The sequence below is a fragment of the Corallococcus sp. CA053C genome (genome assembly GCF_003611675.1).
Lineage (GTDB): Bacteria > Myxococcota > Myxococcia > Myxococcales > Myxococcaceae > Corallococcus.
The window spans coordinates 22,350-34,776 of sequence record NZ_RAWA01000051.1; the positions used below are offsets into that span (position 1 = coordinate 22,350).

Genomic DNA, 12,427 nt, shown 5'->3' on the forward strand with positions numbered 1-12,427 from the left:
GTGTTCGGATCCGTGCCCGTCGGGCTCCCACTGGCGGGCGCTTGCTGAACCGCCGTCCCCGAACCGCCCGTTCCCGTCGTCGCGGGCTGCGATGCGGCGGGCTGCGATGCGTAAGGAGGCGTACCGGCGGCCTGCCGCGCGGAGTCCGCGGACGGCGCCTCATCCTCCCTGCCGACCTGCGCCAACACGGTCCGCGGTCCCGCGCCTACCAGCAGGCAGGCCACGCCCGCGATCCCCAAGCCCCTCAAGGTGTCTCGCTTCATGCGTGGCGCTCCTCCCACTGGGGAAGGTGCACGCTCACGCCTTGAGAACCACCGGCCCGGCGACCTGGCGCCCGCTCGCAAGCCTCCCCTGCCACCACGGCCTGGAGCCCTGGGAGCGAACCTCCCCCCAGAAATGGAACGCCCCCGGTCCCATCCAAGGGGCCCGGGGGCGCGGCACCACACGAAGCCGTCCGCCGTTACGGCAGCGGGAGCGGCCCGCCACCCGTGGGCAGCGAGCGCGCCAGCTCCACGGCCTTCACCGCCTGCACGAGCCCGTGGCCGTACTTCTCATCGACCCCCGGCGTCGTCTTGTCGTCCAGGCCCGTCTTCTCCAGCACGGCGCGGATGTGACCGGCGCTGAGGTCCGGCCGGGCGCTCATCACCAGGGCCGCCACACCGGACACGTGCGGGGTGGCCATGGAGGTCCCCGACTCGCGCTGGTAGTCCACGCCGCTGATGTCCACCGTGACGTTCTGGCCCACCATCGCCTTGAGGGCCGTCGCGGACGCCAGCGACACGGACACCGTGGGCACCCAATGCGCATTGGCGGCGCCCAGCGTGAAGTTGCCCTCGCCGTCGTCCCCCACGTTGTTGCCGATGATGATGGCGCGCGCGCCGGCCTCGATGACGTGGTGCGCCTTCTCCTCGAAGAAGATGTCACCCCGGTCCACGTACGCGACGAAGCCGTCGCACGTGGCCGCCGGCCCGCAGGACGCCCGGTCCGTACCCAGGCCGCAGTCCACCAACCGGCCCGTGTAGCGGCCCTGCGCGGTGAACGAGAGCGGCGAGGACACGAACGGCGTCGAACCCGCCTCCACCCCGGACAGCGACGCGGCGCCCAGCACCGTGGCGCTCAGCACGTTGACGCCCGGGCCCACGAGCGACAGCTCCTGGCCGTACTGCGAGAAGGACGCGTACTCACCGGCCAGGTCCACCGCGCCCACCGCCATCACGGCCGGGTTGTACGCGGCCGGATAGGAGATGCCCCGCTTGCCGTCGTTGCCGCTGGCCGCCACGGACAGCATCCCGTTGCCGTTGTCGTACGCCTTCTCGAACGCGAGCTGCTCCTTCGCGGAGGTGTCCGGAGCGCCCAGCGACAGCGAGGCGACCCGCGCCCCTTCCGCCCGGCACCACTCCACCGCCGCGATGACGTCGTCGGTGCTGCCGCCGCCCTTCACATCCAGCACGCGCGCGACGAGCAGCGACGCGCCGGGCGCCACGCCCACCACGCCGTTCGGATCCTGGCCGGGCGCCACGCGTCCGCCCGAACCCGTGCCGAGCTGCGCCAGGATGGTCGCCGACACGTGCGTGCCGTGGCCGCCGCCCACCGTCAGGACGCCCTGCTTCAAGCTCTGGTCGGACGGGTCCTCGTCATCGTCGACGAAGTCCCAGCCCTTCAAGAACGCCGCCTTCAGCTCCGGGTGCTTGCTGTCCCAGCCGCTGTCGATGACGCACACCTTCACGCCCTCGCCCGTGGGCGCGCCCGTGTCGAGGACGCCATCGTTGTTCGCGTCCCACAGCTGCGGGGCCTGCACCATCTTCAGGCCTTCGGTGTACTCGCCCACGGAGCCCTGCGTGCTGAACACGCCCTGCCACGACACCAGCGGCGGCGGCGTCGGAAGTCCCATCGCGTGCACGCGGCGGTTGGGCTCCACGGAGAGCACGTCCGGGTTCTTCTGGAGCGCCGCCAGGGCCTCCGGCGACAGCCGCGCGGACACCATGTTGAGGCTCGGGAAGCGCCGCTTCACCGTGCCCCCCTCGCGCTCCACGGCCGCCGCGAAGTCCGCCGTGGCGGCCACCGCGCTGGCGGCCACCTTCGGCTTGAAGGTGATGAGCACCCCGTCCGGGGCTTCGGCCGCCGTCAGGGAGGAGGACGTCTGCCCGGGCAACCGGAAGTCCGTGGTGCCGGGACAGGCCTGGGGCAGGACATCAATGGGTTCAGGGTCCTTGCCACCGCAAGCCACCAGACCGGACAGCCCGAGCCCAAGCCAAAGCCAACGCTTCATGGGGTGCATCTCCTTCGTGCCCGGCCAGCATGAGGTACCGCGCCGCGACCCGACGCCCTCGAAACTGACGGCCGGGAGGAACGGACCGGCCCTGCTTCCCGTTCCCGAAAACAATTTAAGCATGGACGCAGGTCGACTGCTCGGGCGGCTGTCATGCGCCCGACGCGCGCCGGGTACCAGTCAACGTGCTCCTTCCAACGCCCGGGGCACACGACCCGGCGCGTCGGGGGGTCAGGCGTCCGCGGGGTCCACGCCAAAGATGCGCTGGGCATCCACGTCGTAGACCGCCAGCTGGAGCGCGGTCTCCGCCGCGTCCCAGCCCAGGTGGGGCGCCATCACGGCGGCGGCCCGCACAGCGGCGGCGCGGCCCTGGTCGCGCGTCTCGAACGCGACCTTGAGCCGACGGATGAGCAGGTCGGCCAGGGTCTGGACCATCTCGTGGGACACACCCCACGCGGCCTCGGCGCAGCGGTAGGGCAGCCCTTCCACGAGCGGCTCGGCCAGCGCCGGCATCTCACGCGTGAGCGCCCACACCGCGCGCCAGCGGCTGCCGTACGCACGCACCAGGTGTTCCCCCGTGGCCGCGTCGCCCACTTCCTGGCGGGCCGCCGCGAGCTCCGCGTCCATCCGCGCGATGTCGCCTCCGGGCAGGGGGCGCGCGTCGGTGGTGGACTTGCGGTGCGGCAGCGCGAGGTGGCGCTCCACGGCGTTGACCACGTCGCGCGCCATCACGCGGAAGGTGGTGAGCTTGCCGCCACTGATGGCCAGCACCCCGGACGGGCTCACGTCGATGGCGTGCTCGCGGCTGGCGCTGCCCGCGTCGGTGTTGCCGTGGTAGCCGCTGGCGGCGAGCGGCCGGATGCCGGCCCACGCGCTGACCAGGTCGTCGCGGGTGAGGTGCGCGTCGGGGAAGAAGGCGTTGGCGGAGGTGAGCAGGTAGGCCACGTCCGCCTCGCTCGCGCGCACCTCGGCCGGGTGGGCGCGGGTGGCCGTCTCCGTGGTGCCGATGATGGTGAACGCGTCCGCGGGCAGGATGAACATCACCCGGCCATCCACGGGGGACAGCAGCGTGAGCGCGTCCTGGATGCCCAGGCGCGAACGGGGCACGGCGATGTGCACGCCCTTGCTCCCGCGCACCATGGGCCCGCTGCGGGTCGTCCCTGAATCCAGCTGGCGGATCTCGTCGCTCCAGGGCCCGGTGGCGTTGACGACGGCGCGGGCCCGCACGGTGAGCTCCTCGCCCGTCAGGTGATCCACCACGCGCGCGCCCGTGGCCTTGCCGTCCGCGAACACCAACTGCTTCACCGACGCGTGGTTGAGCACCACCGCGCCCGCCTCGCTCGCGCTCAGCGCGTTGGCCAGCGTCAGGCGCGCGTCGTCGGTGGCCGCGTCGTAGTAGCGCGCGCCGCCCTTGAGCCCCTCGGAGCGGATGCCCGGCTCGGCCTCCAGCAGCTGCTTGAGCGACAGCCGCTGATAGGCCTTCACGTTGCGGAACAGCGACAGGGCGTCGTACAGCATGAGGCCCGCGTTGAGCTTCCAGCGCGGCACCCGAGCCCCCTCGTACACGGGCCACACGAAGGCCAACGGGCGCACCAGGTGGGGCGCCAGGTGCAAGAGCCGCCGCCGCTCGATGCTGGACTCGAAGACGAGCCCCAGGTGGCCGTGTTCCAGGTAGCGCAGGCCGCCGTGGATGAGCCGGGAGGAGCGGCTGGACGTACCGCTCGCGAAGTCCTCGCGCTCCACCATCGCCACCTTCAACCCGCGCAGCGCCGCGTCCCGCGCGGTCCCCGCGCCGGTGACCCCGCCGCCAATGACGAGGAGGTCGAAGGACTCGGTCCCCAGCGCGCGCAGACGCTCGGCGCGAGAAGGCGGCGGCGCGGGCATCTCACCCGTGGAGGACGGAAGCGAACGGAGCACGGCGGATTCGGAACGCACGCCCAGAGTGTATGACGGGAAGTCTTCCGCCGCAGCGGATTCCAATGCAATGCGTCATGCGGTCCACGGGCAAGGGGGCACGGAGGCTGGGGGAGTGTCGGACAGCGCTCGGGAGGGGACGCTTGCGTGTCGGGAGGTCGACGGCTAGGCAGACGGGCGCCGTCGCTCCTCGCAGTCCAGGACGCCTTTCGCGAACGAACCGCCGTGTGGGACTCCCGAGACCGACGCGACCTGGCCTGCCTGGGACTGATGGTCCTGGTGTACGGGCTCGCGGTCGCCCCGGTGCTGCACGCGGTGGTGGGGCACGGCGGAGGGCTGGAGGGCCATGCCCACGTGCACGGGCCGGCAGGCCACGTCCACTGCGCCGGGAGCGAGGGTCCCGCCGCGAAGTCCACGGACGGCGCCGACCGCGACGAACACGAACAGCAGGGCCACCATGGCCACCAGCACCTGACGGGATCGGTGGAGCACCTGCTGGCGGTGGCGGCGAGCTGGACGGTGTTCCTGCCGCCCGCCCGACGGTGGGTGTCGTGGTCGGTGGAGCCGGTGCGAGCACCGCGGTGGCGGCCGGGTCAGCGGTGGCGGTCCCCGGCGATGCCGCAGGGCCCGTAGAAAAACCGGAGCCCTTCGCACTTCCGTAAGGACCCATCGCGAGCATGAGACCCGTCGGGCCACCAGGGCCCGGCGTGGGCCGTGAGCGCATGCCGTTCCGGGCAGTCCTTCCCTGTGTCCCAGGCGTGCGCCGAGTCGCGCGCCGGGGACGCGCCGTCATTCCCTCGTGCCGATGTCTCCCGTGATCATGTTGCTCTTCGCGATCGCCACGCTCTCGACGTGCCTTCAAGCAGCACCGGGCACCACGCTCCACGCGGTGGCAGAAGTGACGCCGTCACAGCTGCCATCGGAACAGCAACAAGACCCGGAGCCCGCCCCCGAAGCCGTCGCCGAGCCTCCGCCCGAGGCCCCCCTCCCGGAAGAAGGCCCGAAGCAGCGGGCCACGGTGGTGCGGGGAACGCGTCCGGCGCAGAGCGCCTCGGAGGTCACCCTCGGGAGGGACATCCTCGACACGGCACCGCGAAGGAGCGCGGTGGACGTGCTCCGCGTGGTGCCGGGCCTCGTGGCCTCGCAGCACAGCGGCGAAGGCAAGGCCCAGCAGCTCTTCCTCCGAGGCTTCGACGCGCTCCACGGCCAGGACGTGGAGCTGAACGTCGGAGGCCTGCCTGTCAACGAGGTGAGCCACATCCACGCGCTCGGCTACGCGGACACCAACTTCATCATCCCGGAGCTCGTTCAATCGCTGGAGGTGACGGAGGGCTCCTATCGCGCGTTCCAGGGCGACTTCGCGGTCGCGGGGACGGTGCGGATGGACCTCGGAGCCAGGGAGAAGGGCGTGGAGTTCGCGGGAACGCTGGGCCAGTTCGGTCAGCGCCGGCTCGTCGTGACGGTGCGTCCCGGCGAGGACCCCGGCACCTTCGCCGCGGCGGAGATCGGCGAATCCAACGGCTTCGGTCCGCAGCGAGGCCACGGCCGGGCCTCCCTCCTCGCGCAGGCGAATGTGGACCTGGGCCACGGCCTGAGCGCGCGGGTCCTAGCGGGCAGCTACGTCACCCGCTTCGACTCCCCCGGCGTCGTGCGCGAGGACGACCTGGAAGCAGGCCGGCGCACGTTCTACTCCGGCTCCTTCCCCCGTCAGGGCGGCACGGTGTCCCGGCATCAGCTGCTGCTGGGCGTGGAGCTGCCCCGCGAAGGCACGGCGCGCACGCGGCTGGAGGCGTTCGGGATCCTCTCGGACCTCCGGCTGCGCAACAACTTCACCGGCTACCGCGTGGACGACCGGGGCGACGGGCTCGAGCAGACCAACGGAGGCTCCACGCTGGGCCTGCGCGCCGAGCACCGCCGACACGTCTCCCTCTTCGGCCAACCTGTCGCGCTGGAGCTGGGGCTCGGAGGAAGGCGCGACGGCATCCAGCAGACGCAACGCCGTTACCGGGAGACGGACGGCACCTTCTTCGCGGACGAAGTGGACGCGGACATCACGCAAACGGATGTGTGGGGTTACGCCGAGGCCCGTCTCCCGCTGGGCCGCTGGGCCTTCCGCCTGGGAGGCCGCGCCGACGCGCTGGGCGTGGAGGTCTTCGACGCGCTCGCCTTCCGCGACCCACGCTTCTACGACGGGCAGGGCTACGCGCGCAGCGCCTTCGGGGTGCACTGGGGCGCGAAGGCCGGCGTGGAGTACTCGCTCACGGACACCTGGGCCCTCTTCGCCAGCTACGGTGACGGCTTCCGCTCCCCGCAGGCCCGAAGCCTGTCGGAGGGAGAGCGAGCCCCCTTCGTCGACGTGCACGGCGTGGAGCTCGGCACCCGCCGCGAGGGCGAGCGTCTGTCCTTCCAGGCCAGCCTCTTCGGCTCACAGGTGGAGGACGACTTCTTCTTCGACCACACCGTGGGCACCACCGTGTTCACGGGAGAGACGCTGCGCACGGGCCTCTCCGCGGCGTTGCAGTCCCGCCCGCTCCCGGGCCTCACGGCCGCGCTGAGCGCCACGGTGGCCAACGCGACGGTGACGAGGACAGACGCAAGGCTGCCCTACTTCGCGCCGCTGGTCGCGCGAGCGGACCTCGGTTGGGAGCGCCCGTTGTCGGGCATCGATGCCGTGCTGTCAGTGGGCACGGGCCTCACCCTCATCGGGCCCCGCCCGCTGCCCTACGACGAGTTCAGCCACACGGTGTTCCTCGCGGACGCGCAGGTGGCGCTGCGAAGGGGCGCGTTCGCGCTGCGGCTCGACGTGATGAACCTGCTGAACACGCGCTGGCGGGACGGCGAGTTCGTCTACAGCTCGCGCTTCGACCCATCCACCCCGCCGAGCCTCGTGCCGGCGAGACACTTCACCGCGGGGTCGCCTCGGTCGGCCGCGCTCACCCTGGAGGTCCACCTGTGATGTCTCACTCCCCTGCCCTGCTGCGCACGTGCGCGGTGGCGGCGACCCTGATGAGCCTGGGCTGCGGCGACGGCGCCAGGACGGAGGCGGAGCGGCGCACGTTCAACGTCGCGATGACCGCCACCCTGCCCACGGGCCCCAACGAGCACGGCTGGACCGTCACCCCGGAGCAAGCCCAACTCTCCGTGGGCCCGGTGCGATTCTTCGAGGGCCGCGTGCTGCTCTCCCGAGCCCCCCGCTTCGACTGGTATTCGCTCATCGGAGGCACCGCCAACGCGCACCCCGGCCACTACGTCCCCGGGGACGCGCTGGGAGAGGTGTTGAACGTCCAGACAGTGGACCTGCTCGTGGGCCGCGACCTGGGCAGCGCCAACGCGGTGACAGGCTCCTACGGGTCGCTGGAGTTGACGTTGGCGACACCCACGGCGACCACCGACGCCCAGAACCTGCTCGGAGGCCACCAGGTGCACGTGCGAGGCACGGCCACCCACGCGGCCGGGACCACGGTGCACTTCGACGCGGCGGTGGACCTGCCGAAGGCGGCCATCGAAGGCGTGCGCTTCGAGCGAGAGGTGAAGCAGGAGCCCGGCTCTGTCCGCATCGCGGTGGACCTGGGGAAGTGGCTGGCTCGCATCGACTTCGCCACCGCGTCGCAACCGGACGCGTCTGGCATTTCCACCTTCCCCGCTGACAGCCAGGCGCAGAACGCGCTGGTGCGCGGCGTGGAAGACACCAGCGCCTACGTCGTGACGTGGGTGGAAGGAGCAGCGCAATGAAGCAGTGGCTGATGGGAGTGTCGTTCCTGGGGCTGGTGGCCTGCTCGTCAGGCCAGGGCAACGTGACGTTCACGACGTACGGCGAGGACTTCATCGAGAGGGAGATCCCCGCCACCGCGTTCGCGGACGGCTGGACCGTGCGCTACGACAAGTTCCTCGTGAAGCTGGGGGAGCTGAAGGTCGCCAACCACGAGGGCGAGACCGCCGCCGAACAGGCGCCCGCGAAGGTCTACGATGTACACCGCCCGGGACCGGTGAACGTCGCGGCCTTCACCGACCTGGCCTCCGAGGAATGGGACGAGGTGAGCTACGCCATCGCCCCCGCTACGGACGCCACCGCCGGCAACGCGGACGCGGAGGACGTGACACGGATGAACACCCAGGGCTGGTCCGTGTACGTCGAAGGCACCGCGACCAAGGGCACCGCGACGAAGCGCTTCCACTGGGGCTTCCCCACCGACACGCTCTACGAGCACTGCGAGAACGAGGACATCGGCAACGGCGTCACGGTCCCCAAGGGGGGCACGGAGACGGTGCAGCTCACCATCCACGGCGACCACCTGTTCTTCGACGACCTCCAGTCGCCCGAAGCGAAGATGCGCTTCGACGCCATCGCCGCCGCGGACAGCATCGGCGTGGTGGGCCCGGACGGAGAGGTCACCCTCGAGGAGCTGGGCACGGTGGACCTGACGTCGCTGCCCTCGAACCAGTACGGCACGGGAGGCGCGGGCAGCGTGCGCACCCTGCGCGACTTCGTGACGGCGCTCGTGCGCACCGTGGGCCACTACCGCGGCGAAGGCGAGTGCTCGCCGCGCGTTCGCTAGTCGCCGGGAAGCAAGAGAGGCCGGCGAACAGGAAGCCGGCCTCTCTCCTCACCGCGAGTGACGGACGACGCGAGGAGAGCGCCTCAGCGCTTCACCGGGTCGGTACCACCCGGCATGCCGCCGCCGGTCGGCGTGGCGGGGGTGGTGGGCGTGTTGTTCCGCTGCGGGTTCATCTGGTTGGCGCGGTTGTCCTGGGCAGCCTTGTGCTCCGGGCGCTCGGGGTTCTGGGTGTTGGAGCGCTGGTCATTGGGGGTGGGGTTCTTGTTCTTGCTCATCGTTTCGAAGGCCTCCGTATGTCCGGGCATGCGCGCCAGGACAGGGAGCAGGGTAGGGAGGCCCTCCCTGGAAACGCAGGGACCCGGGGGGCGCGCTGCTCTGTCGGGCATCGGTCGCTCCGGCCCGCGTTCCACAGCCAGATGCGCAGAGCATCGGCATCCCTGGATGCGGACAAGAAGGCGGATGCCTACTCCTGACCGAAGGGAGGTACGCGCGTGAAGACAGTGACCTACGAGCGCAGCGGTCGGACCAACACCGGCGCGCAGGCGCTGCGGGTGGAGGGGCTGAAGCACCTGCGCGTCCTTGAGCAGGGTGAATCCGTGGTGGAGCGGGACCTGACCCCGGACGAAATCCACCGACTGACGCCGCTGCTGGAGCGGGCGCAGCAAGAACCCGAACCCGCCACGCTGGTGCCCCAGGCTGGAGGCCCCGAAGGGCTGGCGGTGACCCTGGCCTTCGAGGACGAGGAGACCCCGCGCGTGCGGCTCGCCACGGACTGGCTGCCCGCGAAGGGCGCCGGAGGCGGATATGATCGCCTGCTCGCGGAGCTGGACGCGCTGCTGACCGCGGAGCTCCACGCCCGGGCCCCCCGCCATGCCCATGCCGTGCTGCCGCACCAGCTGCGCCATGATGAATGACGGCCGCGAGTGACGGCAGCGAGTGACGGCAGCGAGTGACGGCAGGCAGCCCGGGAGGGACAGGCCAGTGCCTGCCCTGTGAAACAAGCGAAGCGGGAGCGATAAGGGGGACAGCAGGGGGGCGACCTTGGACGGTTGCCCCGGCGGCTCGCTTCTGACAGACACGTAGCATGAAGCGCGTGCAGTTCTCCGTGCACCGCACGGTCGGAGAGGCGCGGATGCTGGCGGGAGCCCTGGAGTCGGCCGGTCTCTCGGTCGACATCCGTGGCGAGTCGCTGGTACCGCTGAGCGGCGAGATCCCCAGCACCGAGGCCTGGGTGGAGCTGTGGCTGTGGCCCCAGGAACTGGAGACCGGCCGGCAGGTCCTCTCCGAGCTGCAGGCCAACCAGGAAGCCGCGGATCGTTCGGTGACGTGCCCCCGGTGCAGTGAGGAGATTCCAGCGAACTTCGAGCTCTGCTGGAGTTGCGGGCTGGAGCTTCCCTCGGGCCTGCGCCCCCACCTGCGAGCCGTTTAGGAACCCGCCATGAGCGAGCCGTCGACCATGCCAGGGGAGCAGCGTCGCCACCGGCGTTGGAGCCAGGGCATGCGAGGTGTGCTCTGGGTGTCCGCGATCGCGCTCGCCATCCACATCATCCCCCTGTTCCTCCCCCGGAACATGCCCGAGCAGGAGCTGGCCATCGCCCGGGCCACGGAGGACGTTGAAAGCCGCCTGCGCTTCCTGGTGCCCCTGAAGACCAACGACAAGGCCACGGCGCAGGACCTGCGCACGGCGGCGGAGCTCCTGCGGGAAGGAGCCCCGGCGGAGGCCCACGACCTGGCCCTGGAGGCGGAGCGCAGGGAGCCCACCTCGGTGGAGACCCAGCTCCTGCTCGCGCGCATCTGCGACCTGGAGCGGATGGGCCGCTGCGTGGAGCAGTCCCTGAGCAAGGCCGGCAAGCTGGCCCCCCATGACACCCGGGCGGAGCTGCTCCGAGCGGACCTGAGCGAGGAGAAGGGCGACCTCGAAGGCGCCACACAGGCCCTGGCCCATGCGCACGAGCGGGCTCCTGGAGATGCCCGCGTCGGAGTGCGCTACGGCCGGATGCTCAGCCGGATGGGCAGGCCCGACGAAGCGCTGAAGGTCTTCGCCGCGCTGGAGGGCAACCTGCCCCAGGCAAGGCTCCTGGTGGAGCGGGGACTGGTGCTCACCCGGGAAGGCCGCAACCGCGAAGCGGTGAAGCTGCTGCAGCAGGCAGTGCAAGCCGACCCGAAGCTCGCGGAAGGCCACTTCCAGCTCGGGCTCGCCTGGTTCCAGCTGGGAAACGAGGACGCCGCCGAGGAGGCCCTGCGCCGAGCGGACCGCCTGGACGTCTCCGACACGCGCCCCCTGGCGACGTTGTGCACCCTCCAGGTGAAGGCCGGGAAGTTCGAGGGGGCCCGGCAGACGCGCACGGACCTGGAGCGGCGCTTCCCGCAGCGGATGGATGCCATCCGCGAGCTGTGTCGGCTGCCCTGAACGTCAGCGCGGCTCCTGCCCCCGGATTTGTCGCAGCATCCGCGCGGCGGCGATGACGGGCGCATCCACGGAGCCATCCGCGCGTTCAGTCCGGACCACCGCCTGGAGGAAGGGGATTGCCTCTTCATCGCGGCCCTGCTGGAAGAGCAGCTCTCCCAGCGCGAACCGGGCCTGGGTGAGGAGGACCAGGTCCTCCGCCGCCACGGCCGCATCGATGGCGTCACTCAGCGAGGACTCCGCGAGCTCAGGCTGCCCCCGCCCGAGCAACTCACGGGCGCGCTGCAGGTATTCGAGGGTATTCATGGGGCAGGTTCCCCCGCGGAGAAGACGGCAATGGAAGACAAGCGCCTGGTCGAGCTGGAAATCCGCTACACGCAGCAGCAGGAGCTGCTGCAGGAGCTGAGCGACGTGCTCTACCAGCAGGGGCGTGTCATCGACACGCTCCGCTCGGAGCTGGACCGGCTCAAGCTCAAGCTCGAGGCAGAGCCGGGCCTGGTGGACGCCCGCCAGCAGGAGCGCCCACCGCACTACTGAGCCACGGCCTTCAGAACTTGTAGCCGAGCCGCAGGCCGATGATGGGATTCGGGTCGAGGTAGCCCACCTCGACGCCAATGCTCGCGGCCTTGCCCTGGAGCCCGAAGCCGAAGGCCGCGTGGGCCTTGAAGGCATCCCCCTTGAAGAAGATCCAAGGTCCCGCCAGGCCCTCGATGTAGACGGTCTGACCGAGCTTCGCGCGCAGCGAGATGTCCAACGGAACGCCAATCACATTGCCGTCCGTCACCAGCACCGCGCCGAAGCGAGCGCCCACGAAGAGGGGCCCCGCGACATGACCCTCAACGCCTAGGGTGAAGTTGAACGCGGCGCTCGTGTCCACCCAGTAGTCCGCGCCCACGCCAAGGCGAACCCCAGCCGCGGCATCAGAACGGGAGGGCGCGAGCAGGAAACCCAGCGCGAGCAGACCAGCGGCGTAGATTCGAAGCAGATGCATGCGAAAGGCTCCTGTCCTGCAAGAGGGGGAAGGAGCGCCACTCAAGCAAAGCAGACAGGGTCAGGCCAGCCTCAAAGCCATGACGCGCAAGTTCGCACCACGCCGGATCAATCCACGAGGAAAACGCCCCTCAGGCGCCATCCCAGCCATAGCCCGCAAAGGCAAAGCCCCTGGCGCCTTGCGGCACCAGGGGCTTTGCTCAAAAAGAATCCGGCAGCGACCTACTCTCCCACGCGGTTTCCCGCGGAGTACCATCGGCTCTGGAGGGCTTAACTTCCGTGTTCGGGATG

General features: G+C 70.7%; 13 protein-coding genes and 1 rRNA gene. 8 read left to right on the forward strand and 6 right to left on the reverse strand.

Annotated features, from left to right (window positions below):
- Nucleotides 1–460 precede the first annotated feature (460 nt).
- A complete protein-coding gene (locus D7V97_RS09850) occupies nucleotides 461–2,269 on the reverse strand; it encodes a S8 family serine peptidase (protein ID WP_120610369.1) in 1,809 nt (602 codons plus the stop codon).
- Nucleotides 2,270–2,500: 231 nt separating this feature from the next.
- The gene (gene glpD / locus D7V97_RS09855) at nucleotides 2,501–4,204 is read right to left on the reverse strand and encodes a glycerol-3-phosphate dehydrogenase (protein WP_120610355.1); all 1,704 of its coding nucleotides are present in this window, start codon (nucleotides 4,202–4,204) and stop codon (nucleotides 2,501–2,503) included.
- A gap of 204 nt (nucleotides 4,205–4,408) precedes the next feature.
- Between glpD and D7V97_RS09860 the strand changes: the two genes are divergently transcribed.
- From D7V97_RS09860 to D7V97_RS09875, 4 genes are all read left to right on the forward strand, one after another.
- Nucleotides 4,409–4,816, forward strand: a complete 408-nt coding sequence (locus D7V97_RS09860) for a hypothetical protein (RefSeq protein ID WP_158623322.1) — start codon at nucleotides 4,409–4,411, stop codon at nucleotides 4,814–4,816.
- Nucleotides 4,817–5,003: 187 nt separating this feature from the next.
- Entirely contained in the window at nucleotides 5,004–7,139 is a 2,136-nt protein-coding gene (locus D7V97_RS09865) for a TonB-dependent receptor (protein ID WP_233582616.1), read from the forward strand.
- Nucleotides 7,139–7,915, forward strand: coding sequence for a hypothetical protein (locus D7V97_RS09870; protein ID WP_120610357.1), 777 nt, complete (start codon nucleotides 7,139–7,141; stop codon nucleotides 7,913–7,915). The genes D7V97_RS09865 and D7V97_RS09870 overlap by 1 nt, the downstream gene beginning before the upstream one ends.
- Nucleotides 7,912–8,739: a hypothetical protein gene (locus tag D7V97_RS09875; RefSeq protein WP_120610358.1), complete on the forward strand. Its 828-nt coding sequence runs from the start codon at nucleotides 7,912–7,914 to the stop codon at nucleotides 8,737–8,739. Before D7V97_RS09870 ends, D7V97_RS09875 begins: the two co-directional genes overlap by 4 nt.
- An 83-nt stretch (nucleotides 8,740–8,822) precedes the next feature.
- On the opposite strand, the gene D7V97_RS09880 is transcribed toward D7V97_RS09875, so the two are convergent.
- On the reverse strand, nucleotides 8,823–9,014 hold the full coding sequence (locus D7V97_RS09880) for a hypothetical protein (RefSeq protein ID WP_120610359.1): 192 nt from the start codon (nucleotides 9,012–9,014) through the stop codon (nucleotides 8,823–8,825).
- A gap of 216 nt (nucleotides 9,015–9,230) precedes the next feature.
- Here D7V97_RS09880 and D7V97_RS09885 point away from each other — a divergent pair, with 216 nt between their 5' ends.
- From D7V97_RS09885 to D7V97_RS09895, 3 genes are all read left to right on the forward strand, one after another.
- Nucleotides 9,231–9,653, forward strand: coding sequence for a hypothetical protein (locus D7V97_RS09885; RefSeq protein WP_120610360.1), 423 nt, complete (start codon nucleotides 9,231–9,233; stop codon nucleotides 9,651–9,653).
- A gap of 170 nt (nucleotides 9,654–9,823) precedes the next feature.
- The gene (locus D7V97_RS09890; protein WP_120610361.1) at nucleotides 9,824–10,168 is read left to right on the forward strand and encodes a hypothetical protein; all 345 of its coding nucleotides are present in this window, start codon (nucleotides 9,824–9,826) and stop codon (nucleotides 10,166–10,168) included.
- Between the two features lie 69 nt (nucleotides 10,169–10,237).
- Nucleotides 10,238–11,149: a tetratricopeptide repeat protein gene (locus tag D7V97_RS09895; RefSeq protein ID WP_120610362.1), complete on the forward strand. Its 912-nt coding sequence runs from the start codon at nucleotides 10,238–10,240 to the stop codon at nucleotides 11,147–11,149.
- A 3-nt stretch (nucleotides 11,150–11,152) separates the two neighbouring features.
- Here D7V97_RS09895 and D7V97_RS09900 read toward each other — a convergent pair whose 3' ends face one another.
- Nucleotides 11,153–11,452 (reverse strand): hypothetical protein, encoded by a 300-nt coding sequence (locus D7V97_RS09900; RefSeq protein WP_120610363.1) that lies wholly within the window; start codon nucleotides 11,450–11,452, stop codon nucleotides 11,153–11,155.
- A 30-nt stretch (nucleotides 11,453–11,482) separates the two neighbouring features.
- Between D7V97_RS09900 and D7V97_RS09905 the strand changes: the two genes are divergently transcribed.
- Nucleotides 11,483–11,683: a SlyX family protein gene (locus D7V97_RS09905; RefSeq protein ID WP_120610364.1), complete on the forward strand. Its 201-nt coding sequence runs from the start codon at nucleotides 11,483–11,485 to the stop codon at nucleotides 11,681–11,683.
- Between the two features lie 10 nt (nucleotides 11,684–11,693).
- Here the strand turns inward: D7V97_RS09905 and D7V97_RS09910 are convergent, their stop codons facing one another.
- Nucleotides 11,694–12,137 carry a hypothetical protein gene (locus D7V97_RS09910; protein ID WP_199728760.1) on the reverse strand — a complete coding sequence of 148 codons (444 nt, stop codon included), beginning with the start codon at nucleotides 12,135–12,137 and terminating at the stop codon, nucleotides 11,694–11,696.
- 208 nt (nucleotides 12,138–12,345) lie between these two features.
- Nucleotides 12,346–12,427 (reverse strand): 5S ribosomal RNA (rrf, locus tag D7V97_RS09915); the annotation flags it as partial.